The 25,613-nt window shown below is 72.0% G+C and carries 14 protein-coding genes; all 14 read right to left on the bottom strand.

All coding sequences use genetic code 11. The features are described from left to right. Positions 1 to 103 precede the first annotated feature (103 nt). Complete coding sequence (locus BMY74_RS41255) at positions 104 to 520, bottom strand: VOC family protein (protein WP_089927032.1); 417 nt, start codon at positions 518 to 520, stop codon at positions 104 to 106. After that, positions 517 to 762, bottom strand: coding sequence for an acyl carrier protein (locus BMY74_RS41250; RefSeq protein WP_089927029.1), 246 nt, complete (start codon positions 760 to 762; stop codon positions 517 to 519). The genes BMY74_RS41255 and BMY74_RS41250 overlap by 4 nt, the downstream gene beginning before the upstream one ends. Further along, positions 755 to 2,608: an HAD-IIIC family phosphatase gene (locus tag BMY74_RS41245; RefSeq protein WP_089927026.1), complete on the bottom strand. Its 1,854-nt coding sequence runs from the start codon at positions 2,606 to 2,608 to the stop codon at positions 755 to 757. The genes BMY74_RS41250 and BMY74_RS41245 overlap by 8 nt, the downstream gene beginning before the upstream one ends. Positions 2,609 to 2,619: 11 nt before the next feature. Further along, positions 2,620 to 3,636, bottom strand: coding sequence for a 3-oxoacyl-ACP synthase III family protein (locus BMY74_RS41240; protein WP_089927023.1), 1,017 nt, complete (start codon positions 3,634 to 3,636; stop codon positions 2,620 to 2,622). Continuing rightward, a complete protein-coding gene (locus BMY74_RS41235; protein ID WP_089927019.1) occupies positions 3,633 to 4,928 on the bottom strand; it encodes a hypothetical protein in 1,296 nt (431 codons plus the stop codon). Before BMY74_RS41235 ends, BMY74_RS41240 begins: the two co-directional genes overlap by 4 nt. Next, complete coding sequence (locus BMY74_RS41230) at positions 4,928 to 5,155, bottom strand: acyl carrier protein (protein ID WP_089927016.1); 228 nt, start codon at positions 5,153 to 5,155, stop codon at positions 4,928 to 4,930. Before BMY74_RS41230 ends, BMY74_RS41235 begins: the two co-directional genes overlap by 1 nt. Then, a complete protein-coding gene (locus BMY74_RS41225; RefSeq protein ID WP_245786681.1) occupies positions 5,152 to 5,328 on the bottom strand; it encodes an MbtH family protein in 177 nt (58 codons plus the stop codon). Before BMY74_RS41225 ends, BMY74_RS41230 begins: the two co-directional genes overlap by 4 nt. Before the next feature lie 10 nt (positions 5,329 to 5,338). Continuing rightward, positions 5,339 to 6,685 carry an MFS transporter gene (locus tag BMY74_RS41220; protein WP_089927012.1) on the bottom strand — a complete coding sequence of 449 codons (1,347 nt, stop codon included), beginning with the start codon at positions 6,683 to 6,685 and terminating at the stop codon, positions 5,339 to 5,341. After that, a complete protein-coding gene (locus BMY74_RS41215; RefSeq protein ID WP_089927009.1) occupies positions 6,685 to 12,387 on the bottom strand; it encodes a condensation domain-containing protein in 5,703 nt (1,900 codons plus the stop codon). The genes BMY74_RS41220 and BMY74_RS41215 overlap by 1 nt, the downstream gene beginning before the upstream one ends. Continuing rightward, positions 12,384 to 15,335: a type I polyketide synthase gene (locus BMY74_RS41210; protein WP_245786680.1), complete on the bottom strand. Its 2,952-nt coding sequence runs from the start codon at positions 15,333 to 15,335 to the stop codon at positions 12,384 to 12,386. The genes BMY74_RS41215 and BMY74_RS41210 overlap by 4 nt, the downstream gene beginning before the upstream one ends. After that, a complete protein-coding gene (locus BMY74_RS41205) occupies positions 15,332 to 18,541 on the bottom strand; it encodes a non-ribosomal peptide synthetase (RefSeq protein ID WP_177230192.1) in 3,210 nt (1,069 codons plus the stop codon). Before BMY74_RS41205 ends, BMY74_RS41210 begins: the two co-directional genes overlap by 4 nt. Before the next feature lie 14 nt (positions 18,542 to 18,555). Then, positions 18,556 to 21,714, bottom strand: coding sequence for a non-ribosomal peptide synthetase (locus BMY74_RS41200; protein ID WP_177230191.1), 3,159 nt, complete (start codon positions 21,712 to 21,714; stop codon positions 18,556 to 18,558). After that, positions 21,711 to 22,454 carry a thioesterase II family protein gene (locus BMY74_RS41195; RefSeq protein ID WP_177230190.1) on the bottom strand — a complete coding sequence of 248 codons (744 nt, stop codon included), beginning with the start codon at positions 22,452 to 22,454 and terminating at the stop codon, positions 21,711 to 21,713. Before BMY74_RS41195 ends, BMY74_RS41200 begins: the two co-directional genes overlap by 4 nt. A 147-nt stretch (positions 22,455 to 22,601) precedes the next feature. After that, positions 22,602 to 25,589 carry an AAA family ATPase gene (locus BMY74_RS41190; protein WP_177230189.1) on the bottom strand — a complete coding sequence of 996 codons (2,988 nt, stop codon included), beginning with the start codon at positions 25,587 to 25,589 and terminating at the stop codon, positions 22,602 to 22,604. Positions 25,590 to 25,613 lie beyond the last annotated feature (24 nt).

The raw sequence follows: 25,613 nt of genomic DNA, 5'->3' as shown, positions 1-25,613 counted from the left end.
CTCGGTGACGGATCGCCGGTACCCGGAGGCGACCTCCAAGACGGGCCGCTGCTGCTGACCCGCCGCAGGAGCGAACTGGCTCCCCGGCGGGTCCCGCGTCCTCTCAGGCCCGCTTGCCGTAGTCGACGAGCTCGACCAGCAGGCCGGTCGCCGGCCCGAGGTGGGCGAACGCCACCCGCAGGCCGGGACGCCCGCCCCGGCGGGGCTCCTCGTCGACGAGGATCGCACCGCGGTCCTGCAGCGCGCGCAGGTCCGCGTCGATGTCGTCCACCTCGAACGCCACGTGGTTCAGGCCGGGGCCCAGGCGCTTCAGGTGGCCGTGGACCGCGGCGTCCTCGCGGACCGGCGCTACCAGTTCGATCGACGTGGTGTCGCCGGGGCACTGCCAGAACGAGGTGGCGACGCCGTACACGTCCACGTCGTCCTCGTAGGTGCACTTCAGGTCCAGCAGGGCCAGGGCGGGCGCGGCCGCCCCGATGTCGGACGTGACCACGCCGACGTGGTCGATGCGCAGGATCATCCCGACTTCTCCTGGGCGCTCGCCACGGCGGCGACCAGGCCGCCGACGTCCTTGATCGCGAAGTACTCCTGGAGGTCCAGGCGCACGGCGAACTTCTGCTCGATGCCGGTGAGCAGGCGCAGCGCGTCGTAGCTCGTCCAGTTGGCGAGCGAGTCGAACCGCGCGTCGGCCGCGATCTCCTCGGCCGGCAGGTCGGTGACCTGGCCGACGAGGTCGGCCACCTCGACGAAGACCTCAGACATCGGCGGACTCCCTTTCCACGACGAGGGTGGTCCACTCGGGACCGATCTGCGGCCGCGGGTGCAGCGGCAGGGTGAAACGGCCTGCGGGGGCCTGCTCGAATCCGGCGTCCGGGTAGAACGCGGCCGCGGCCTTGTTGCGGTCGGTGGCGGTGAAGTCCGCCTCCAGCCTGGAGACGCCGGACGAGAGCGCGCGGTCGGCGATGTGCTGCACGACGGTGTGCTCGACGCCGCGGGTGAAGACGCGGCAGCTCATGACGAAGTTCTCGACGAGCCAGTGGTCGTCGTGCTTCGACACCCACACGCCGCCGACGATGCCCTCGGCGCCGAAGCGGTCCGCCACCTCGAAGACCAGCACGAGGTGGTCGCTCGACGCGGCCATCTCACGCGTGCGTGCTTCGGGGTGGGAGGTGCCGGTCATGTTGAACTGGTTGGTGCGCTGGCCGAGCTGGACCAGGCGCGGCAGGCTGAACTCGTCGGCCTCCCGCACGGTGACGACGATCTCCAGGCTGCGCAGGTAGTCCTGCACCGAGCTGAACGAGTCCGCGAACTCGGTGCGTTCGGCGCGGGCCTTGTAGAGCGCGGTGCGCTCGCGGTCGGTCGCCGTCGTCGTCAGCACGTCGAAGGAACCGCCGCGCTGCAACGCCGTCACGTGGTCGGCCGGGTCCCCGTCCAGGTGCACGACGGTGACCTCGGGGATCGAGCCGCGCACGAGCTGGGTCTCGAACGTGCTGTCGTCGGCGAAGACGAAGCTGTCGAGGCCGAGGTTGAGCTGGCCGGCGAGCCCGCGGATGTTGTGGTCCTTGGGCTGCCAGTTCACCGCGCGCGCCGCGATGTCGGCGGGGCGGATCACGAGGTCCGGGTGGGTCTCCAGGACCTCGTCGACGATCGTGGCCTCGTTCTTGCTGGCCAGCGCGAGGACCACGCCCTGCTTGCGCAGCTGGACGGCACGCCGCTGCACCTCGCGGAAAGCGTTGCCGGGGTACATCGAGCCGATCTGGATGCCGCTCCGGCCGTCGTCGCCGACGACGCCGCCCCACAGCGTGTTGTCTAGGTCGAGGACCAGGACCTTCTTGGCCATTCCCAGGAACGCGCGGCAGAAGTTCGCGGCCTCGGTCGCGTAGACCTGCTCGACCTCGGGCGTCCATGCGGCGCTCGCGAACCGGTAGAGGCGTTCGTCGCGCAGCCGGACCGGGGCGTCGACCAGGTAGGCCTCCAGGTCGAGCGCGTGGACCTGGTCGCGGCGCAGCGCCATGCCGAGCAGGTCGCTGTTCAGGTCGCGCCACACCCGGCCGAGCGCCGCCCGGCCGTCGAACGCGACGACGCCGCGCATCTCGACCGGCGACAACGGCACGGTGTGCACGAGGACCGCGCTGCCGGAGCGTTCGGTGAACGCGCCGACGAGGGTGTCGAACATCGACCAGCGGCCGCGGACGGCGCTGTCGAGGGCCTCCACGTCGTCCCACTCGGCCGGTACGAACCAGTCGTCGTGCAGCAGGCAGAGCGTCACCTGCGGCCCGAACTCCGCCAGTGGCGAGGAGGGGCTGCTCAGGTCCACGGCGAGCTGGTCGAAGCCGGACACGTGGATCTCCGGCGCGATCCCCTTGCCGAGCAGCGCGATCCGCAGCAGCGGTGCGACGCCGGACGCGGTGAACGTGCCGGTGATGGCGACCTTCAACGGCTTGAGCTTGCCCAGCAGCTCCGCCGGTACCTTGCCGAGCAGCCGTCCGGCTTCGAGCAGCGCCGGTATGTCGGTCAGGTGCCGCAGGTCGCCGAGCAGCGCCGGGTCGGCGACGGCGTCGGGCTTGGTCAACTGGCGGATCCGCGCCAGGATCTCTTTGGTCTCCACAGTTCTCCCCCTCAGATCGCCAGCAGCGTGCACAGCCAGTGCATGCCGCTGGCCGTGCTGGTCAGTGCCACGACGTCGCCCTCGGTGAGCTCCTCGGTCGTGAGGTAGTGCTCCAGCGACATCAGCTGGTCGGCGCACCCGACGTGCCCGTAGGCCTGGGACACGTCGGTGTTCGTCCACTCCGGACCATGCTCGAGGTCCTTGGCGAGCAACGTCATCGCGGGCACGCTGTCGTGCAGGTGCAGCAGCTTGCGCAGGTCGGCGGGCTCGATGCCGGCGCGCCGGCAGGAGCGGCGGACGACCTCGTGGTTGTTCGTGCGGATGGTCGAGACGAACTCGAACATCTTGCGGATGTCCCCCGCGAAGAACTCCTCCAGCCGCTTCTGCGGGCTCTTCACCTCCACGTCCTGCTGGCCCGCGAACGGCCGCGCGGCGGCGCCGACGTCCATCATCATGAAGTCGGCGTACCGGCCGTCGCTGATGATCTCGGTGTTGAGCCAGCGGTTGCGCGGGTGGTCGCGCCGGACCACGGCGGCCGCGGCGCCGTCGGAGAAGATGCTGGTGTTGATCTCCATCCGGTTCCAGTACGGCTCGCACACCCGGTTCGCGCCGATGATCAGCGCGGTCTGGTAGTCCGGGTGCGTGGCGAACTTGCCGGCGACGACGTCGAACGCGGCCACTCCCCCGCCGCACGCCTGGGTCAGCAGCACGTTCTCCGACCCGTGCGCGCCGATCTTGGCCTGCGTGGCGCCCGCCGCGTCCCAGTACAGGTGCTCGGACAGGTCGGACATCGCCAGCACGACCAGGTCGACCTCGTGCGGCTGAACGCCCGCGTCGCCCAGCGCCTTGGCACCGGCCTCGGCGGCCAGGTCAGTCAGCCCGACGCCGTCCTTCGCGCGGTGGAAGGTGCGGAAGCCCCAGCCCAGCACGCGGTCGACGTCATCGGTGTAGTCGGGTGCGGCCGCGGCCACGTCGACGGGGTCGCCGAGCACGTGGCCGAGCGACACGACTCCGAAGTGGACGGTCACGGGATCTCCTCGATTCTCGCCCCGGCGTCCGTCAGGAACCCGGCGGTGATCTGGTTGTGCGAGGTGGCGCGGTGGCGGAACACGAGGTCGCCGTGCTCGTCGCGCAGCCGGCGCAGCACGACGTCCTCGACGCCCTTGCCGAGCACGACGCAGGACAGCGAGAACACGTCCACGACGGTCCCGCCGGTGATGCCGACCGCGCCGCTGATGCCGTACTGGCCGAACTTGTCGCGCACGCGGACCGCGAACACCTCGCGGTCCTCGGTCAGGTCGAGCTTCTCGGTGCCGAGGGTGAAGTCCTTGGCGCGGGAGACCACCTCCACGACCTTGGCCGCGGTCTCTGGGCCGACAGGCTCCAGTTCGACCTCGACGTTCAGGCCGGCCATGAAGTCGTCCAGCGAGACGGTCTCCCTGGCGGAGTGGCGAATGCGGCGTGCCGCGCGGTCCGGAGCGGGCATGCGATCCAGCAGACCGGACCGCGCCACCTCGTCGCGCCACCCGTCGGGCTTGCCGCCCAGCGTCAGCAGCACCGCCGACTCGGCCGGCACGCCCTCCCGCGCCGCCACGTCCTCGATCTCCTCCCCCGCGGCCCGCACCACGAGCCGGGCGCCGGACTCGCGCAGCCACCGCACCGGTTCCTCCAGCGCGGGGTCCTCGTCCACGACGACGACCCGCGGGGTGACCCCGTGCACGGCGCGCAGCACACCGGCGAGCTGCGCACCCAGCTCGCCGAACACCGCCTCGGTGTACGGGATCTTCGCGAACTTGAACATCGCGGCGTGGTGCGCCTTGGCTGTGCCGACCGCCCGCACGGCCCGTTCGGCGTCGACCACCCAGGCGTCCGGACGGCCCGCGAGCTCGGCCCGGATCGTCTCCCTGACCTCGTGGGCGAGCGCGGCCGCTCCCGCGGCCCGCCCGTCGTCCAGCTGCCCGAACGGCCGGTCCTCCGGCACGGCGGGCAGCACGACGACCAGGAACGACTTCCAGCGCCGGGCCGCCGACACCGCGGCGTCGACCGCGGTCAGCAGCTCGTCGCCCAGCTCCTCGAACCGGGGTGCCACGACGAGCACGTCCGGCTTCGCCCGCGCCATCTCCGACGCGTCGTCGAGGCACTGCCGCACGATCTGGTTGTACGGCGCGGTGTCGAACGCGACCGGGAGGCCGGCGTCGTGCAGCGCGACGCCGAGGTGCGGCACCAGCGGGTCGATCGTGTAGCTCGCGAGCAGTCCCACGCGCACGACCGGGCGGACGTCGGTCCGGCCGATCTCCTGCCAGCGCAGTCGCGTGTCCATCAGACCTCGACCCCCTTGGCGCGCAGCACTTCCCGGACCTCCCGGACCGTCCGCGCGCCGGCGATCTCCTCGTAGTCGAAGGAGAGCGAGTAGGCCTCCTCCAGCATCACGATCAGCTGGATGTGCCGCATGCTCGTCCAGCTCGACAGCGTGTCCTGGCCCGCGTCGTCGGTGACGTGCGCCGGATCGACGTCCAGGGCACCGGCCACCACGTCGGTGAAGGTCATGACCGTCCTCTCAGGCTGAGCGGGCGCATGTCCGTCCACACGCGACCGATGTGCTCCAGGCACTCGTCCTTCGACCCGCGTACGCCGGCGTCGTGCCAGCCGGGCGCGATGTCCTTGTGGGCGGGCCAGATCGAGTACTGCTCTTCGTCGTTGACGACCACTCGGTGCGTCATGTCCATCCCCCTAGTCGGCCAGCGCGGGCTGGCGGTCGAGCGGCTTGGCCTCGGGCTCCGGCTCGTGGTCGGGCACGAGCGTCTCGACCTCGCGGACGTTGCGGTTGAGGAAACCCGCGACGCCGACGCCCGCGCCGAGCACGCCCACGACCACGAACAGCAGCCCGATGCCCGAGCCCGGTCCGGTGCCGACAAGCCAGCCGAACGTGTCGGCGAGCGCCGTGTCCCCGCGCATCGCCGGTTCGAGCACCTTGTCCACCAGCGGGCCGGCGGCCGCGAAGCCGATCGGCACCGAGAGGTTCTCGAAGAAGTTGCGGGCGGCGAACACGCGGCCCTGCACCGCCGGGTCGACCTTCTCCTGCCAGATGGTCTGCGCGAGACCGTCGATGAACGGGATGGTCAGCTCGACGAAGAACATCGCCGCGGCCCACGCGATCAGGCCGTCGCCCACGCCGTAGAGGATGCGGCCGACGATGCTGAACACCAGGATCGCGCCGAGCACCACGAGCATCTTGCGGCGCGGCGGTTTCATGAACGCGAGCAGCGTGCCGCCGAGGACACCGCCGACCGCGCCGATGCTCTGCACCAGGCCGAGCGTGCCCTCGTCGCCCAGGGTGCGGGCGAGGACCAGCGGCACGATCAGCGCCCACGCCAGCGCCGCGAGGAGGCTGATGGAGAACAGCACGATCTGCACGGCGAGCAGCGGCGGGCGTTCGACGATGTAGCGGAACCCGAACACGCAGTCCTGCCAGAAGGTGCTCTTCTCGCGGTTCTGGCCGGGCACCGGCGGGATCGTCACCACGAGCACGGTGATGATCGCGACGACGTACGTGAGCCCGTCGACGAGCAGGATCAGCTTGATGCCGGTCAGGCCGAGCAGCGTGGCGGCGAACGCCGGCGCGAAGATCACCGGAAAGCTCTTGACCGACCACATCATCGCGTTGGCGCGGAGGAACTTCCCCTTCTCCATCATCAGCGCGATGGTCGCGCCGAACGCCGGCCCCTGGATCGCGAGCAATGCGCCGGTCAGCACGTTCACCAGGTAGAGGTGCCACAGCTGCGTCGAGTCCGTGAGGAACAACGCGAGCAGGATGAACGTGACGGCGATCGACCCGATCTCGGAGATGATGATCGAGACCTTGCGGTTCAGCCGGTCGATCAGGCTGCCCGCGAGCGGGCTGAACAGCACGGTCGAGCCGAAGCCGCAGAACATCATCAGCGCCATCGACGTGGCCGAGCCGGTGTGCTGCCACACCCAGATGCTGAGCGCGAAGTTCGTCATGCGGGTGCCGAGGGCGGACAGCAGCTGTCCTACCCACATGATCGTGAACGCGCCGAATCCCGAAGGCTTGGGCATTACCTCGTCCTGTTCTGGTCAGCGAGCTGGCGGAGCAGCCCTTCGATTTCGCCGAGCATCCGGCGCGCGGTCTCCGGCAGGTACATCTCGGTGCCGTAGTTCATCTCGATGCGGATCCGGCCGTCGACGAGCGACCCGACGACGTCGATCCGGCCGGGCCACTCGGTCCCCTTGTCCTGCAGGACGCCGAGTTCTTCCTGGCACAGCTCGAACAGCTCGTCGGCGCTCGAGAGGTCGGTGAACCCGAACGCGCCCGCGTAGTTGACGGTGAGCTGCGGGTTCGGCGTCTCCAGGCGCCGGCGGACGGCGGGGTCCGGGTGGTTGTAGCGGAGCAGGCCGTAGCCGATGCCGTTGACGGGCACCTGCTTCAGCTGACCGGCGAGCGAGGTGATCGCGGCCGTGTCGTCCCCGTCGGGCAGGGTGAGCCGGACCGGGTACATGACCTGGAACCAGCCGACCGTGCGGGACAGGTCGAGGCCGTCGAACAGCGCCTCACGGCCGTGGCCGGTGGTCGCGATCGTCCACTCGGGACCACCGAACCGGTCCGAGGCCATTCGCACCGACGCCCACACCAGCAGGTCGCTGACGCCGACGTGGTTCGCCTTGGCCAGCTCGCGCAGGCGCGTGGTGGTGTCGGCGTCGAGCGTCGTGTGGATGTCCTGCATGACGCCGAACGTGTTGCGGCCGGGCAGGTCGGGCGTCATGTCCTCGCTGCCGGGTGCCTGCCGCTCCCAGTACTCCAGCTCCCGCAGGGGCTCCGGGCCGCGGGCGTACCCGTCGATCTCGCGCGCCCAGTCCCGGAAGGACGTGGTCTTCGGCCCGAGGTCGACGCAGCGGCCGGCGAGGACCTGGCGCAGCGCGTTCTGGAAGTCCTCCAGGATCAGGCTGCGCGAGACGCCGTCGGTGACCAGGTGGTGGCAGATCACCATCACGCGGTCGGGCTCGTGTCCACCGAGTCCGAAGTGGACGACCTTGGCCAGCGGGCCGTCCTTGATGTCCAGCGTCGGGTGCACCTCGTTGAGGTGGGCTTCGATCGCCTTCTCGCGGTCGGCGGCGTCCGACACGTCGAACGACACGAACGGCATCGCGCCGTCGACCGGGCCGTGCGAGGCGTGCCAGTCGTTGCCCTCGCGGCGGAACCGCAGGCGCATCCCGTCGTGGTGGGCGACCAACGCGTTCGTGGCGCGCTCCAGCTGGTCCGGTGTCGCCGGCACGCGCAGGCGCAGGTAGTAGGGGTGGTTGAAGTGGGCGGGCGCGACCATCGACGTCGCGAGCGCCTCGAAGAACCAGCGCTGCGCCCCGGTGGCCGGGAAGTCGCCCTCCACCGGTCCCTGGTCGGCGACCTGCTCCGGTGCGTCCGCGACCAGCAGCGCGGCGATCGTGCGCTTGGCGGTGAGCTGGGCGGGCGTGAACCTGATGCCGGCCTGGTTCGCGAGCCACACCACCTGGATCGCGGTCATGGAGTCGCCGCCGAGCGCGAAGAAGTCGTCGTGCGCGCCGACCTCGTCGACCTTGAGCACCTCGCGCCACACGGCCGCCAGCGCCTGCTGCTCCTCGGACATCGGCACGCGCAGCAGTTCGGCGATCGTGCGCTTGGCCGTGAGCTGGGCGGGCGTGAACCTGATGCCAGCCTGGTTCGCGAGCCACACCACCTGGATCGCGGTCATCGAGTCGCCACCGAGCTCGAAGAAGTCGTCGTGGACGCTGACCTCGTGCACCTTCAGGACGTCCTGCCAGACGGCCGCGAGCGCACGTTCGTCGTCGGTGCGCGGCAGCTCCTTCGCCTGCGCCTTCTGCGGCAGCTCGCCCAGCAGCCGGGCGAGCTCGGTGCCCAGCACGACGTCCTGGTCTCCCTGCGCGGTCAGCAGGTCGACGACGCGCAAGGTCGGGAACCGCCGGGCGAGGCGGTCCGCGGCGTGGCCGAACACCCCGGGCCACGGCTTCTCGGTGCGCTCGGACGTGGCAAGCACGGCCAGGTCCCCGCCGGTGCGCTCGGTCCAGCGTTCGATCGCGGTGCCGAGCCGGTCGAACGCGAGCTCGAACGCGGCGACGCCGCCGTCGAACAGGTCCTCCCAGCGCAGCACCAGCGCGGTCGTCCCGCCACCGAACCCGGCTGCGGGATCCAGCAGCGGACGCAGGACCTGACCCGGCGCGGTCGTGCTGATGGTGAGCGGCAGGTCCAGCTGGTCGAGCCACGAGGTCAGCACCGGCAGCACGCCGTCGAGCGGCCGCGACGACGCGATTCCCATCGTCGGCTGGTCCACCGTGCACGACTCGACCACGATGCGCGTGTCGGGGGCCTCGACCAGTTCGGTGAGCTGCGCAACGAACGAGTCGAGCAACTCTCCGGCGCCATCGGTGCCGAACAGGTCGGCGCTGTACTCCAGCGTCGCGGCCAGCTCGCCGTGCTCGGTCGTGAGCGTGAGGAACAGGTCGAAGTCGAGGCTCGTGACCGGCACCTCCAGCGGTTCCAGCTCGAGCCCCGGCCAGCTCATCGCCTCGTCGGGCAGGTCCGCGTAGTTGAACGCGCACTGGTAGACCGGGTGCCGTCCCCGCTGGCGCGGCAGCACGTGGGCGACGCTGGAGAACGGCACGTCGCCGTGCTGGTAGCCGTCGACCATCGCGCGGTGCACCCGCTGCACGACCTGCCGGAACGTGAGGCGCCCGCCCAGGTCCACGCGGATCGGCAGCAGGTCGGTGAAGCAGCCGACGAGGTGCTCGACCTCCGGTCGCGGCCTGCCCTGCTGCGGCACGCTCAGCACGACGTCCGGCTGCGCGCTGCGGCGGTACAGCACCACCGCGTACGCCGCGAGCAGCGTGGCGAACGGCGTGCTGCCCTCCGCGCGCGCCAGGTCCTTCAACGCCGCCGCCACCCTGTCCGGCACCACGGACGACGTGCGCCGGGTCTCGTTGCGCTCGGGGCGGTCCGCGGGCACTTCCAGCTGCGACGGCGCGTCGGCGAGGTAGGCGCGCCAGTGCTCCTGGTGCGGTGCGAGCGCCTCGTCGGTGAGCAGGTCCTGTTGCCACGCCGCGTAGTCCGCGTACTGGACGGTCAGTTCCGGCAGGTCACCGGCCTGGTAGCCGGCGGACAGCTCGGCGAGCAGCACGCCCCACGACGTGTTGTCGCAGACGATGTGGTGCATGCCGAGCAGCAGGTGGTGCTCCTGCGCGGCCGTGCGCACCAGCCGGACGCGCAGCAGCGGTCCGTGCTCCAGGTCGTAGACGTGGGTGGTGTGCTCGGCGAGGAACTCCTCGGGCGAGCCGACCGCCTCGGGCAGCCAGCAGTCCATGTCCGGGTGCACGACCATGACCGGCCGGCCGTCCTGCTCGGCGAACGTGGTGCGCAGGATCTCGTGCCTGCGCACCACGTTCGCGACCGCGGCGCGCAAGGCCGGCACGTCCAGCGAGCCGCGCAGCGCCACCGCGAACGTGGTGTTCATCCTCGTCGTGGTGGGGTCGAGCTGGGTCGCGGCCCACATGCGCCGCTGGATCGCCGACAGCTCGAGGGGTTCGTCGCGGGAGACCGGCGACAGCGGATGCCCGGTCTCCCGCGGCTCGTCGACGAGTTCCGCCAGCGCCTCGACGGTCGGGTGGGTGAACAGCGCGTGCAGCGAGACGTCGGCGCCGAACTCCGCGAACACCTTCGACAGCAGCTGCGTCGCGAGCAGCGAGTGGCCGCCCAGCGCGAAGAAGTCGTGCGTGACACCGACTTCGTCGAGCTTGAGCACCTCCCGCCAGACGCGGGCGAGCCGTTCCTCGGTGGGAGTGCGCGGGGCCACCGGGGGCGTGTCGATCGCGACGGCCCGGACGGCCGGCGCCGCCCGCTCGGCCAATGCCGCCGGTTCGCCCAGCGCGGTGCCGAGCAGGTGCAGGCGCCCGGCCCCTGGGTGCAGCACGCGGGTCAGCAGGATCGCCAGCGCGGCGAACATCTCCTGCGTGTAGGGGACGTGGCCGAGCTTGTCGGCCTGCGCGTCGAACGTGGCGCTGACCGGCAGTGCCTTGGCCCAGTCCGCGAACCACGTGGCGTGCACGCCCTCGGTGGAGTCCGCGAGCACCGCGAGACGGTCGTCGAGGTGGCCGAACTGCTGCTCGGACGGGCAGACGACGAGGTGCAGCGGCGCGGCCGACCGCCGCCGGTAGGCCGTGACCGCGGTCTCCAGGTCCTGCCAGTTCGCCTCGACGGCGTCGCCGTGCCGCGTCCAGTCCTCCCAGCGCAGCAGCACGACGTCGGCAAGCCTGCCGTCGTCGCCTTTGAGCAGGTGCTGGACGATTTGCTGGTACGGCGCGAGTTCGACGTCCACGGGCAGCCGCAGCACTCCGTTGAGGACGTCCAGCGGTGCGCGGACGGGGTCGGCCGTGAACGTGGCGGCGATCGAGATCCGGTCCCGGCGCGGGAGCGTGCCCTCCGCCAGACCGGCGAGCACGGCGAGGAACTGCTCGCCCAGCTCGCCGACGGTCTCGTCGAGATAGAGGTCCGCGTTGTAGCCGATGACGCCGCGCAGCTCCCCGTCGGTCCGGGACAGCACGACGAACAGGTCGAAGTCGGTCAGGCCGTTGTCTACCTCGAACGGGCGGAACTCGACGCCTCCCGCGGTTCGGGGAGCGGGTGCCTCGGTGAGGCTCAACATGGCCTGGAACAACGGGTTCTGGCTCGGGTCGCGCGGCGGGTCGACCGCCTCTACGACCCGTGCGTACGGCGCGTCCTGGTGGGAGTAGGCCTCGCTGATCGCGCGGTGCGTGCCGCGGATCGTCTTGTCGGCGTCGTCCTGGACGTCCACGCGCAGCACCAGCATGTTCGCCAGCGAGCCGATCAGGTGCTCCAGGCCGGGACGGCCGCGGCCGCTCACCGGCATGCCGAGCAGCACCCGGTCCTGCCCGATCAGCGCGGCGAACCCGCTGAGCACCACGGCGTTCAGCGACACACCGAGCTGCTGGGCGCGGGCCGCGAGCTTCTCGGTCAGCTCGCGCGGCACGACGAAGTGCCGCCGGCCGCCGGTGTGCGTCTGGACCGCCGGGCGCGGCAGGTCGGACGGCACCGTGGAGCGCGCCGGGCTGTCCGCGAGCCGGTCCCGCCAGTACGCGAGGTGCTCGTCCATCACCTCGGCGGTGAGCCGGCGGCGTTCAGCGGCGGCGTGCCGGCCGAACGACGTGGTCAGCTCCGGCGGCGTCTCCCCGCCGTAGAAGGCGGCGAGGTCGGCGCCGAACACCTCGGCCGACGCGGCGTCGAACACGATGTGGTGCGCGGTCACCAGCAGCAGGTGCCGCTCAGGTCCGAGCACGACGAGCCGGAACGCCACCAGCGGTCCCGCGCTCAGGTCGAACGCGTGCCGGGCGTGCTCCAGCGCGACCTCGTCCGCGCGCTCGGGGTGCTCGGACAGGTCCACGACCTCGATGGCGATGGACACGTTGTCACGTACTCGTTGCCGCAGCTCGCCGTCGCGCTCGAAGAACGTGGTGCGCAGGGCGGAGTGCCGGTCCACGACCCGGCCGACGGCCAGTTCGAGGGCGGTGCGGTCGAGCGGCCCGGTGAGCTCCAGTCCGAACGGGATGGCGTAGGCGGGGTTGCCGGGGTCGAGGCGGTCGAGGAACCAGAGCTGCTCCTGGGTGAACGACACCGGCTGCGACCGGTCGGCGTTGCGCAGGCGCAGCGCGAGGAGCTGTCTCTGCTCCTCGGTCAGTGAGCTGGTCAGGTGGTCTGTCATGACTGGGAGATCTCCTGGGCGTCCCGCTCGCGGTCCAGTTCGGCCCGCAGCTCTTCCGGTGACATGTCGCGGATCTCGGCGAGCAGCGCGGCGAACTCGTCGTCCTGCGCCGGTTCCACGTCGCGCAGCTCGTCGATCCGTGCGGCGAGCCTGCGGGGCGTCGGCGCCTCGAAGATCGCGCCCGCGGGGAGGGTGACGTGGAGCTCCGCCGTGATCCGCGCGAGGATCTGGGTGGCCAGCAGGGAATGACCGCCGAGCTCGAAGTAGTCGTCGTCCGGGCCGATGCGCGCGATGCCGAGCAGCTCCTGCCAGATGCCGGTGACGACCGCGAGATCACCCTGAGGCAGCACGACCTCGGCCGGCTGCGGCAGCACCTCGACGACCTCGATCGGCCGTGGCGCGGTGCCCGGCAGGTCGACCCAGTGGCGGGCGCGCTCGAACGGGTAGCCCGGCAGCGGAACCCTGCGCCGCCGCTCGTCCGCGGTGAGCGCGCCGAGGTCGACCGACACACCGGCGATCCACAACCGGCCCGCCGCGGCCAACATCGTGTCGAGGTCGTGCTTGTCCTCGCGCGGGTGCCGCAACGACCCGAGCGCGGTGCCACCGCGGAGGTCGTGCTGACGGGCCAGCGTGGTCAGGACGTTGCCCGGCCCGACCTCCAGCACGGTCACCGGCTCGGCGACCAGCGTCGTCAGCCCTTCGCTGAACCGCACGGCCGCGCGGGCGTGCCGGGCCCAGTAGCCGGGGTCGGTCGCCTCCTCCGCGGTGATCCACGTGCCGGAGACGTTGGAGACGAACGGGATCCGCGGCGCGCGCGGCCCGATCCGGCTGACCAGCGCGGCGAACTCGCCGAGCATCGGGTCGATCATCGCCGAGTGGAACGCGTGCGAGGTGTGCAGCCGGCGGCCGGTGACGGTCTGCTCGAAGCGCTCGATCGCCTCGAACGTGCCGGCGACCGTGCTCAGGTTCGGCGCGTTGCTCGCCGCGAGGGACACGTCCTCCGGCAGGTCCAACTGGTCGGCACCGAGCGGCACGGACAGCATGGCGCCGCCGGGCAACGCGCCCATCAGCGCGCCGCGGGCCGTGACGAGCTCGAGCGCGTCCGGCAGCGAGAACACCCCGGCCAGGCAGGCGGCCACGTACTCGCCGACGCTGTGCCCGAGCATCGCGCTCGGCCGCACGCCCCAGTGCTCCCAGAGCTTCGCGAGCGAGTACTCGACGGCGAAGAGGGCGGGTTGGGTGAACTCGGTGCGGGTCAGGCGGTCGGCGTCGGCCAGGACCTCGTGCAGGTCGAACGGGAGGAGCGCGGCGCACTCGTCGAGGGCGGCGCGGAAGACCGGCTCTTCGGCGGTGAGCTGGGCGGCCATGCCCGCGTACTGCGAACCTTGGCCGGGGAACAGGAAGACGACGTCGCGCCGGTCGCCGGAGCCGGTCCACGCCTCCGACAGGTCGCCGGCGGCCTGGCCGCCCACCACCGCGGCAAGCCGATGCCGCAGCACCTTCCGCCCCGTCCGCACAGTGTGCGACACGTCCGCCAACTCCTGCCCACCCTCCGCGAGGTGCGCGGCGAGCCGTTCCCGGCTCTCCTGCAACGCCTTCTCGCTCGCGGCCGACAGCACCACCAGGTGCCGGGACCGGGTCGGCGGCATCGGTTCGGGCGACGGCGGCTCCTCCAGCACGGCGTGCGCGTTGGTGCCGCCCATGCCGAACCCGCTGACCCCGGCCCGCCGCGGGCCCTCCAGCGGCCACGGCGCCACCTCGCGGTTGACGAAGAACGGGCTGTCCTCCAGCCCCGTCTCGGGGTTCGGCGCGGTGAAGTACGGGCTGGGCGGTACGACGCCTTCCCGCACCGCGAGCGCGGCCTTCACGAACCCGGCGACACCGGCCGCCGCGTCCAGGTGGCCGATCAGCGCCTTGACCGACCCGAAAGCGCAGGCCTGCGGCGGGTGCACGAACGCCTGGGTCAGCGCGGCCACTTCGATGGGGTCGCCCAGCGGTGTGGCGGTGCCGTGCGCCTCGACGTAGCCGATCGTGGAGGAGTCCACTTCGGACAGGTCGTGCGCGGCCCTGATGACGCGCGCCTGACCGGTGACGCTCGGCGCGGTGAAGCCGACCTTGCTCGCGCCGTCGTTGTTCACGGCGGTGCCCTTGATCACCGCGTGGATCGTGTCGCCGTCGGCGAGGGCGTCCTCCAGGCGGCGCAGCACCACGGCGGCGACGCCGTTGCCCGCGACCACCCCGTGCGCCTCCGCGTCGAAGGGCAGGCAGCGGCCGTCGGCGGCGAGGATGCCGCCCTCGGTGTGCTGGTAGCCCTCGTGCACCGGCGGCCGGATCGAGACGCCGCCCGCGAGGGCGATGTCGCAGTCGTGGCCGAGCAGCGCCTGGCACGCCACGTGGATCGTGACGAGCGACGACGAGCACGCTGTCTGCACGGTGATCGCGGGACCGGTCAGGTCGAGGTGGTAGGCGACGCGGCTGGCGAGCGTGTCCTTGTCGTTGGCGAGCAGCAGGTCGAGCGGTTGCAGGCCGCCCGGTACGGCGGGGTTGCCCCACAGGTGCCGCAGCAGGTACGTGTCGACGCTCGCCGAGGCGTAGACGCCGACCTCCCGTCCGCCGCCGAGGTGGCCGGCGTGTTCCAACGCGTGCCAGGCGCACTCCAGGAAGACGCGCTGCTGCGGGTCCAGCACGGCCGCGTCGCGCGGGCTGTAGCCGAAGAGCTTGGCGTCGAAGAACTCGATGCCGTCAAGTGCGCCGCCCATCGGCACGAAGCCGGGCTCCGCCCGTCGTTCCGCCGACACGCCGGCGGCGTCGAGCTCCTCGTCGGTGAAGCGGCGCACGCCGACCTCGCCCGCGAGCACCTTCTCCCAGAACTCGTCCACTGTGGATGATCCCGGGAAGCGGCCGGCCATGCCGACGACCGCGATCTCCAGTCCGGTGTACTCCGTCACGACTTCCTCCCCCGAGCCAGCAATGCCTTCCTGCCACCGGCCGACCGCGTCTCCACCACGCCACCGCCGTCGAAGTGGGCGGCCAGCGCCCGCACCGTCGGGTAGGTGAAGAGCGTCACCGTCGGCACCTCCCGCGCGAACAGCTCCGCGAGCCGGCTGCGCGCCTTGACCAGCAGCACCGAGTTGCCGCCGAGGTCGAAGAAGTTGTCGTCGGCGCCCACGCGGTCCATCCGCAGCACCTCGCGCCAGACGTCGGAGATCGTCCGCTCGGTCTGGTTGCCCGCGGGCACCACGACCCGTTCGGAACGCACCGACTCCGGCTTCGGCAACGCGCGGTGGTCGAGCTTCCCGTTGGGGTTGCGCGGGATCGTCGGCACCGCGACGAACGCCGACGGCACCATGTACTCGGGCAGCCCGCGCCGCAGCGAGGAACGCAGCTCCGCGGCGTCGATCTCGCACCCGTCGGCGGCGACCGCGTAAGCGACCAGCCGCACGTCGCCCGGTACATCCTCGCGGGCGATCACGACCGCCGCGCGAACGGACGGGTGCGCGCACACCGCTGTCTGGATCTCGCCCAGCTCGATCCGGTAGCCGCGCAACTTGATCTGGTCGTCCATCCGGCGCAGGAACTCGATCTGCCCGTCCGGCCGGAACCGCGCGAGGTCACCGGTGCGGTACAGCCGCCCGCCGCCGAACGGATCGGCGATGAACCGGTCCGCCGTGAGCTCCGGCCGGTGCAGGTATCCGCGCGCCACCTGCACGCCACCGAGGTGCAGCTCCCCCGGCACGCCGACGGGCAGCGGTTCCTGGTGCGCGTCCAGCACGTAGGCGGTGCTGCCGGTGATCGGGCGTCCGATCGGCAACGGGCTCTCGGTGCCGTCGCACTCCGCGGCGGTGATCCAGATGGACGCCTCGGTGGGCCCGTAGACGTTGATGAACCGCCGGCCCTCGGCCCACGCGGCCGCAACCTCCTCCGGGCAGGCCTCGCCGCCCGCCATCAACGTCCGCAGGCCGGGCACGGAGGCGGGATCGGTCAACCGCAGCACGGTCGGCGGCAGGCACGCCACGTCGACGCGCTGGGTGGTGATCGTGCGAGCCAGGTCGGGGCCGGGCTGCAGGTCGTGCTGCGCGGCCAGGACGACCGTCGCACCGGACCGCAGCGTCACCATGATGTCCGCGACCGACACGTCGAAGCTGAACGACGCGAACTGCAGCATTCTGTTACCCGGCCCGATGCCGAGCATCCGCGCCAGCTCGTCCGCGAGGTTCACGACACCCCGGTGCGGCAGCATCGCTCCCTTGGGCTTGCCGGTCGACCCGGACGTGTAGATCACGTACGCGAGGTCGTCCGGTTCGACGGTCCATGCCAGACGAGCAGCGGGCACCCCCGAGAAGTCGGTCTCGTCCAGTGGAAGCGTTGCCACGTCAGGGAAGCGCAACGAGAACGCCGCCAGCGTCACGACCACGCGCAGCCCGGAGTCGGCGACCATGTACGCGAGCCGGTCCGCCGGGTACTCCGGGTCGAGCGGCACGTAGGCGGCGCCGGACTTGAGCACACCCTGTTGCGCCACCACGAGGTCGAGCGACCGGGGCAGGCTGATGCCGACGAAGTCGCCACGGCCGATCCCGCGCGACCGCAGCAGGTGCGCGAGCCGGTTGGCGCGCTCGTCCAGCTCCCGGTAGGTCAGCTCCTGGTCCTCGAACACCAGCGCGACGGCGTCGGGCGTGCGGTCGGCCGAGGCCTCGGCCAGCTCGTGCACCAGCACGCCGTCGAGCCGGGCCGTGGGAACCGGGTTCCAGTCCTGGAGGATCTGCGCGCGCTCGGCGGGCGTGATCATGGTCAGGCGGCCGACCGGGCAGGACGGGTCGGCGAGCCCGGAGGCGAGCAGGGTCTCCAGGTGGCCGAGCAGCCGACGCGCGGTCTCGCGTTCGTACAGCGCGCTGTCGAACTCCAGCAGGCCGGTGATCCCACCCTCGGTGGACGTGACGCCCAGCTCCAGGTCCCACTTCGCGGTGCCGGAGTGCGCCGGCACGCGGGAGACCTCGACACCCGGCAACGACAACAGCGAGTGCTGGCCGTCCTCCATGCCGACGATCGTCTGGACGACCGGCTGGTGCGCGGTGCTGCGCGGCGGGGCCAGCGCCTCGACGACGCGTTCGAACGGCAGCTCCTGGTGCTGCTGCGCGGCCAGGGTCGTGTCGCGGACCTGGTGCAGCAGCTCCAAGAAGCTGACGTCGGCGTCCACGCGGGTCCGCAGCGCGACGGTGTTGACGAAGAAGCCGATGGCGTCCTCGATCTCGGCCCGCCGGTTGCCCACGTTGGTGCCGACCACGATGTCGTCGGCGCCGCAGTACCGGTGCAGCAGCACGTTCCACGCGGTCAGCAGCACCATGAACGGGGTGACGCGCTCGGCGAGGCAGAACGCGTCGAGCCGGTCCTTCAGCGCGGAGGGCCAGGCGAACTCGACGGCACCGCCCCGCATCTTCATCACGGCCGGACGCGGACGGTCCGCCGGCAGTTCCAGCACCGGCGGCACCCCGGCGAGCTGTGTGGTCCAGTACTCCAGCAGCCGCGCGCCTTCGGGACCGTCGAGCCACTCGGTCTGCCAGCGGCTGAAGTCGAGGTACTGCGCGGGCGCCGGACCGAGGTCGCGGCCCGCGTAGGCGGCCTCCCACTCGGCGAACAGCAGCTGGGTGCTCCACCCGTCGCAGACGATGTGGTGCATCGACACGAGCAGCAGCGCGTCGGTGGCGTCGAACACCACCAGTTCCGCCCGCAGCAACGGCCCGTCGGAGAGCGAGAACGGCTCCCCGGCCACCTCGGCGGCGCGCTCGGCCGCGAACGCGTCGCGGTCGGCGACGTCCACATGCGACACCACGAGCGAGAACTGCGGCTCCGGCAGGATCACCTGGCGCGGCTCGCCGTCGAGGTCGAGGAACACGGTCCGCAGCACCTCGTGCCGCCGGCCGACCTCCAGCAACGCCCCGCCCAGCGCGTCGGCGTCCACGGTGCCGCGCAGCCGGAAGGCGTACGGCACGTTGTAGACTGCGCTGCCGGGGTGCAGCTGGTCGAGCAGCCACAGCTGGCGCTGCCCGGACGACACCGGGTAGACGCCGAAGTCCTCACCCCGTTCGGCGAGCTGGGCGAACACCGCCGCCCGCTTCTCGGGGTCCAGCGCCTTCAAGCGCCGCAACACGTCCTGCACGACTTCCCCTCCAGTCACAGATCGAGCAGGTCGGCGACCGAACGCGAGGCCCTGGCCTCGGCTCGGATCACGCCGACGGGTACGGGTGTGGTGTCGCGCAACCGGTCGACCTCGGTCGCGATGCCGGCGACGGTCGGGTGGTCGAAGAGCGACCGCATCGGCAGCCGGACACCCAGTTCGCTCTCGACGCGGGCGAGGATCCTCGCCGCCTTCAGCGAGTGGCCGCCGCAGTCGAAGAAGTTGGTGTCGCGCCCGACCGACTCGGCGCCGAGCACCTGGCGCCACAGGTTCGCGACGGCGACCTCGGTGAGCGTGCGCGGCTCGTCGAACTCCTCGTCCGCGGTGATCTCCGGGTCGGGCAACGCGCGCAGGTCGAGCTTCCCGTTGCGGGTCAACGGCAACGACTCCAGCGGCACCAGCGCGGACGGCACCAGGTAGGCGGGCAGCGCGGCGCGCACGTGCCGCGCCAGTTCGTCGAGCTGCTCCTCGCCCGCCCGCTCCAGCACGACGTACCCGACCAGGCGGACGTCACCGGCGGCGTCCGGGAGCGGCACGACCACGGCCTGGCGCACCAGTCCCGACGAGTGCAGGCAGGCCTCGACCTCGCCCGGCTCGATCCGGAAGCCGCGGATCTTGACCTGGCGGTCGGCCCGGCCGAGGTACTCGAAGGTCCCGTCCGGCAGCAACCGCGCGAGGTCACCGGTCCGGTACAGCCGCGAGCCGGGCTTGCCACCCAGGTGGTCCGGGACGAACTTGTCGGCGGTCAGCGCGGGGTTCCCGACGTAGCCGCGGCCGACGCCGTCACCGCCGATGCACAGCTCGCCCACGGCCATCGGCGGAACCGGCTCCAGGTACTGGTCCAGCACGTAGAGCTGGGTGTTGCTCAGCCCGCGTCCCAACGGGATGCGTCCTGGTGCGCGTTCGCACTCGTGGCTCGACGCGAAGGTCGTGGTCTCGGTGGGGCCGTAGCCGTTCACGACGTGCCGGGGGCCGCCGGGGTGTGCAATGAGCGCGGCGACCGCGTGCTCGTCCGGCTGCTCGCCGCCGAACACGAAGTAGCGCAGGCCGGACAGCGCGCCCGGCAGCTCGCGCGCCACGTGCATCGCGACGGACGTGGTGAGGAACAACGTGTCGATCGCGTTGGCCCGCAACCACTCCCCCAGCGCCGCCGGGTCGAGCGCGACGTCCTTGGGCAGGCCGACCAGGCGACCGCCGTTGAGCAGGGCGCCCCAGATCTCGAACGTCGCCGCGTCGAACGTCGTCGTCGAGGCCTGCGCGACCCGGTCACCGGGCGCGAAGTCGACGTAGTTCGTGTCGCGGACCAGCCGGACCACGTTGCGGTGGCTGACGCACACGCCTTTCGGCATGCCGGTCGACCCGGAGGTGTACATCACGTACGCGAGGTCGTCCGCGACCAGCGTCCGTTGTGGACGGTCGGCGGGGCAGGTGAGGACCATCGCCGACAGGTCGACCAGTTCGACGCCCAGCTCGACGGCACGATCGGCGACCACCACGGCGGCGGAGGCGTCCTCGCACAACGACTGCAGCCGGTCGCGCGGGTACTCCGGGTCGAGCGGCAGGTACGCGCCACCGGCTTTGAGCACGGCGATCGCGGCGACGATCCAGTCCACGCCGCGGTCCAGCAGGATGCCGACGGGCGTTCCCGCGGCCACGCCGAGGGTGCCGAGGTGGGCGGCGAGCCGGTTGGCCCGCTGGTCCAGTTCGGCGTAGGTGAGCCGCACGCCGCCGAACTCGACGGCGACGTCCGCGGCGAAGCGGTCGACGGTCTGTTCGAACAGCTCGACGAGCGTCGCGTCCGCCGGGTAGGCGGTGGCGTTCGCGTTGAGGTCGTGGACGATCCGGCTGCGCTCGTCGCCGGAGAGCAGCGACAGGTTCGACAGCCGCGTGTCCGGCGCGCTGGTGAGCTGGCCGAGCACGGTGGCGAAGCGCTCGGTCAGGTCGACGACGTCGGCGCGCCGGTACAGCGCCGTGCGGAACTTGACCCATCCGCGCATCTCGCCGCCGCCGGAGTCGGGCAGCTGCAGTTCGAGGTCGTAGAGGCTCTGGTCGCTGGTGCCCTGGACGAACGTGAACACGCACCCGCCGGCGGCCAGCGGACCGGCCAGCGGCGGCGGGGACGCGAAGACGACCTGGAAGACCGGGTGCCGGTCGCCGTCCCCGGTCTGTCCGAGCGCGGAGCAGACCTCGTGGAACGGCGCGTCGCGGTGGTCGAGCGCGTCCAGCACGGAGCCGCGCACGACGTCCATCACCTCGCTGAACGTCGGGTCCCAGCCGAGGCGCACCCGCAGCGCCAGCATGTTCACGAAGTAGCCGACCAGTTCGTGGGTGTCGGCGTGCTCGCGGCCGGCCGACGGGGAACCGACCACGACGTCCGACGAGCCGGTCAAGCGGTGCAGCAGCACGGAGAACGCGCTCAGCAGCACCATGAACGACGACGACCGGTGCGTGCTCGCGGCGCGGCGCACCGCGTTCGCCAGGTCCTGCGGCACGACGAGAGGCAACGACTCGGCGGCGAAGTCCGGCGGGGCGGGACGGGTGCGGATGGCCGGCAGCTCCAGCGGTTCCGGCAGGTCGGCCAGCTCGGTGAGCCAGTGCTCCACGCCGCCGCCGAGCGGCGCGATGTCGCGGTAGGCGACCGCGGGCCGGGGCAACGCGACGTCCCCTCCGTCGACCGCGGCCTGGTAGCAGCGCGGCAGCTCGTCCTGGATCACGGCGACGGACGCGCCGTCGATCGCGATGTGGTGCACCAGCAGCACGAGCTGGTGGCGGTCGTCCTCCAGGCGCAGCAACACGATCCGCAACGGCAGACCCGAGGTGATGTCGACACGGTGAGCGAGTTCGTTCGCTACCAACGCTTCGGCGCGTGCGGTGCGTTCGGCCGGTGCGAGGTCGCGGAGGTCGCGTGCCGCGATCGACACGTGGGCCTCCAGCGCGACGGACGCCACTAGCGCGTCGCCGTCCAGCCGGTAGCTGGTGCGCAACGGCTCGTGCCGGTCGATCAACGCGTTCAGCGCGGCGGCGAGCGCGTAGGTGTCGAGCTCGCCGGTGATCTCCACGTGCACCGGCACGGTGTTGAACGTGACGTCCGGCGCGAGCTGGTCGGAGAACCAGATCTGCTGCTGGCCGCGGGTAGCGGGGAACTGGTCGGTCACTGCACACCTTCCCTGGCCGCGAGCGACCGCACGAGGCTCGTCACCGCCGCCGGATCGTCTTTGAGGTAGAAGTGGCCGCCCGGCCGGACCACGAGGTCGAAGCCGGCGACGGTGTGGTGCCGCCAGGCGGCGACGTCGGCCACGGTCGCGAGCGGGTCGTCGGTGCCGGAGAACGCGGTGACCGGCACGTCGACGACGTCGCGCGTGCCGTGGAACCCGGCGCACACCGTCAGGTCGGCGCGCAGCGTCGGCAGGATCAGCGCCAGCATGTCCCTGTGTGCCACCAGGTCTGCGGGCACACCGCCGAGCGTGGTCATCCAGTCGAGCAGGCCCGCGTCGTCGAGCAGGTGGGGTGCGCCGCCGAACGCGAGGTGCGGCGCCTTGGCCGCGGACACCACGAGGTGTTCGGCCAGCTCGCCCAGGCGCCGGGCCAGGTCGAACGCGAGCAGCCCGCCCATGCTGTGGCCGAACAGCACCACCGGTGCCGCGATCTCCGCGCGGATCGCCTCGGCCAGCGGCACGGTGATCGCCGCGGCCTCGGTGAGCGCGGGTTCGCCGAATCGCCTTTCCCTGCCCGGCAACGCCGCGACCCACAGGTCGACGGACTCGCCCAGCAGGTCCGCCCAGTCCCAGTAGGCCGACGCGCCACCCCCGGCGTACGGCAGGCACACCACCCGCAGTGCCGCGCCCGGCCTCGGCTTCGGCCGGACGAGCCAGCCGCTTCCCCCGTTTTCGTTCACCAGACGAAGCTACGAAGCGGGTCTTAGCGCACCCTTCGGGAAACCTGACGGCTCTCTTATGCCTGTCCTAGCAGCACAAACGCGACCGGGGCCGCCGTTCGCACCAGCGCGGTGCGAACGGCGGCCCCGGTGACCGCGAGGGCGGACTCAGCCCGCCCGAAGAACCTCCGAACCCTTCGCACCGAACAGGTCCGGCTCGGCGGGCCGGACCCCGATGTCGCGCATCTGCTCCAGGTACACCTGGTACCGCCGCCGCGCCTCGCCGTGCCGTCCAGCGGCCCGCAGCGCCCGCACCAGCCGCACGTGCGCGCTCTCGTCGTAGCGGTCGAGCTCGAGCATCCGGATCAGGTAGCCGACCTGCAGGTCGGGGTCGCGCACCAGCCGCACCAACGCCCGCAGCACAGCCGTGTACCGCGCGCTCACCTCCTCGCGCACCTGGACCGCCCACTGCTCGTAGGGCTCCTCCGCCAGGAACTCCCCGAGGTACAGCTCGTCGGCGTCGGTCAGCAACGACGCCGCGGCCGGGTCGCCGCGCCGGTCCGCCACGAGCGCGATGCTCGCGGCGTCCAGGAACCCGGCGACGTCGAGGTCCACGAAGGACAGGTCGAGCGACACCGTGTCGCGGTCCGCCACCAGCGGTTCGGCATCGGCCGGCAGGCCCGGCACCGACAACACCGCCCGCAACGTCGACAGCAGCACGGACAACCGGTTCGCCGTGCGGTCCGACCGGTCGTCCGGCCACAGCAGCTCCACGAGCTGCGGCCGCGGCACCGCCCGTCCCCGGTTCGCCGCCAGGATCTTGAGCAGGTCGCGCGCCTTCTTCGACTGCCACGACGCGGCCGGCACCGGGACTCCGTCGCGCAACACCTGGAACCCGCCGAGCGTCCGCACGGCGATCCGCGCGCGCCGCCGCGTCCCCACGCCCAGCACGTCGGCCATCAGGACGTCGGTGCGCACCCCGTGCGCCCGCAGCTCGTTCTCGAACGACGTCGTCTCGGCACCGGTCGAGCGCGCCAGCGCCAGTTCCGCGGTGGCCGCTCCCACCGGGTCGCCCGCGGCCCGCCACACCATCGCGGCCTCGGCCAGCAACGCCGGTCCGTCGGCCGAGGTCGCCGCCGCGAGCTGCAGCGCGTCCGCGAGACCCGCCCGGTCTCCGCGCCTGCCCGCGAGCGAGCGGGCCGTCGCCGCGTCCGCGCGCGCCGTCTCCCGGTCCCCCGCGAGCACGGCGACCCAGCCGCGGGCGAGCAGCGCGGGCACCTCGCGCACCTGCAGCACCTGGCTCGTGGCCACCGCTTCCTCGGCCAACGTCCGCGCGGCGCTCACGTCCTCGCCCGCGACGACCCGCGCGAGCGTCGCCCGCACCAGCGGGTCGGCACCGGGCAGCACCAGCGCCTCGTCGAGGAACGCCTGCGCCTGCCCGGGTTCTCCGCGCCGACGGTGGGCCTCCGCCTTGACCACCAGGTTCCGCGGGCACGTACCGGCGTCGCGTAGGGCGTCGTCGAAACGCCCGAGCCGGACGGCCGCCAGCGCCCGGACGCCGCGGCAGTCCTGCTCGTGGCCGGTGAGCCCGGCCTGCCTGCCGAGGACGAGCAGCTCGTCGACCTCGGCGAGCGCCTGCTCCGGTCCGAACTCGTCCGCGAGGAACCGCGCGCGTTCGCACCGGATCGTGAGCTCCAGCATCCGGCAGCCGGCCCGGCGCGCCCGGTCCGCGGCCCGGCCGTAGTGCATCTCGAACGCCACCCGATCGCCGCCGAAACCCGCCAGCACCCCGAAAGCCCTGCTGCTCCAGGCGAACGCGGCGTGTCCGCCGCACCTCTTCGCGGACTCGGCGCACCGCTCCGCCAGTTCTTCAGCGCGCTCGATGCGCCCGGTCACCCGGAACCAGCGCACCGCGAGCGACAGCAGCCGCACCTCGTCCAGGGACGCGAGGTCGTCGAACACCGTCCGCTCGAACACCTCGACGGCCTGGCCGGTCTGGCCCGCCAGGGCGTGCAGCTGTCCGCGGCGCCACGACGACCGCACGGTGTGCTCGCCCGCCTGCTCGTAGCAGTGCAGCGCGCCGAGCCAGTCCCCCTTGTGCTGCAGGGCGAAACCCCACACCAGGTACAGCCGCGAGTCGTCGATCTCCAGTTGTTCCAGCGCGGTGAGCACCGCGTCCGCGTCGCCTCCGGCCACGATCTGCTCGTCGCGGCGCAGCAACAACCGCGCGACCAGGTCCCACCTCCGCACGGCGACCAGGTGCGCGAGTGCGTCGGCGTGCGCACCGGTGCGTTCGCAGAACACGGCGGCCTTCAGCCGAATCTCTTCGTCCTCCAAGCCGTCCTGGCGCAGCAGGTTTGCGACGGGTTCGAGGACGCGCCAGTCCGGCCCGGTCACCAGTCCGCGCTGGGCCAGTCCGGCCAGCGTCTCACGCACGTCGGAGAACCCGAGCGCGACGCACAGCGCCGTGGACACCCTGCCCAGCAACGCGATCGCCCGCACCAGGTCCTGGTTCCGCTCGGGTTCCGCCGCCAGCGCGGAGGCCGCCACCTCCTCGGTCAGCTCGCCGTGGCACACCGCCGCGGGCCAGCCGCCGGTCCGCGCCAGCACCTCCCCAGCGTCCCCGTCGACGAGCGCGGCGATCTCCTGCTCGGAGAAGGCGAGCTCGCGCGCAACGACCTCGGCGGCCGGTCCGGGGTCGAACGCCAGCGCGCCGCGAGTCAGCAGCACCAGGCCGAACCGGTCGGGGCTGGTGCGGCACAACGCCTCCAGCAGCCGGGCGCTCTCGCCGCGCACCGCGTCCGCGTCGTCGACGACCAGCACGAGCGGTTCGTCGAGGTGCACGTCCAGCAGGCCGCAGATCAGGGCGGCGACCGTCTCGGCACCCTGGGCCGTCGTTGTGATCAGCTCGGCGGGCAGGCGCGGTAATCGCTGTCTCAGCGCGCGCAACAGCCCGCGCGACAGGCGTTCCAGCGACACGTCGGCGGCGTCGAGCCACGCCGCCCTGCGCGTGGCCGCCCACGCGGCGACCGACGTCGTCTTCCCCCAACCGGGCCCCGCCGTCACCACGACCACCTTGTGGGCGGCCGCGGCGTCGAGCGTCGCGGTCAGCGCGGGCCGATCCACCAGCCTTGCGGGTAACGCGGGCTGCAGCATCTTCGTGCACCACTTCCTACCTGT

Source organism: Lentzea albida (genome assembly GCF_900111005.1).
In the GTDB taxonomy this organism is placed as follows: Bacteria; Actinomycetota; Actinomycetes; order Mycobacteriales; family Pseudonocardiaceae; genus Lentzea; species Lentzea albida.
Note: the sequence above shows the minus strand (reverse complement) of the source record. Positions and strands in the feature narration are given on the sequence as shown.

Coding starts and splice junctions, on each gene's coding strand:
- BMY74_RS41250 (WP_089927029.1), bottom strand. CDS start 762: ATGTCTGAGGTCTTCGTCGAGGTGGCCGACCTCGTCGGCCAGGTCACC.
- BMY74_RS41220 (WP_089927012.1), bottom strand. CDS start 6,685: ATGCCCAAGCCTTCGGGATTCGGCGCGTTCACGATCATGTGGGTAGGA.
- BMY74_RS41190 (WP_177230189.1), bottom strand. CDS start 25,589: ATGCTGCAGCCCGCGTTACCCGCAAGGCTGGTGGATCGGCCCGCGCTG.
- BMY74_RS41225 (WP_245786681.1), bottom strand. CDS start 5,328: ATGACGCACCGAGTGGTCGTCAACGACGAAGAGCAGTACTCGATCTGG.
- BMY74_RS41255 (WP_089927032.1), bottom strand. CDS start 520: ATGATCCTGCGCATCGACCACGTCGGCGTGGTCACGTCCGACATCGGG.
- BMY74_RS41235 (WP_089927019.1), bottom strand. CDS start 4,928: ATGGACACGCGACTGCGCTGGCAGGAGATCGGCCGGACCGACGTCCGC.
- BMY74_RS41215 (WP_089927009.1), bottom strand. CDS start 12,387: ATGACAGACCACCTGACCAGCTCACTGACCGAGGAGCAGAGACAGCTC.
- BMY74_RS41230 (WP_089927016.1), bottom strand. CDS start 5,155: ATGACCTTCACCGACGTGGTGGCCGGTGCCCTGGACGTCGATCCGGCG.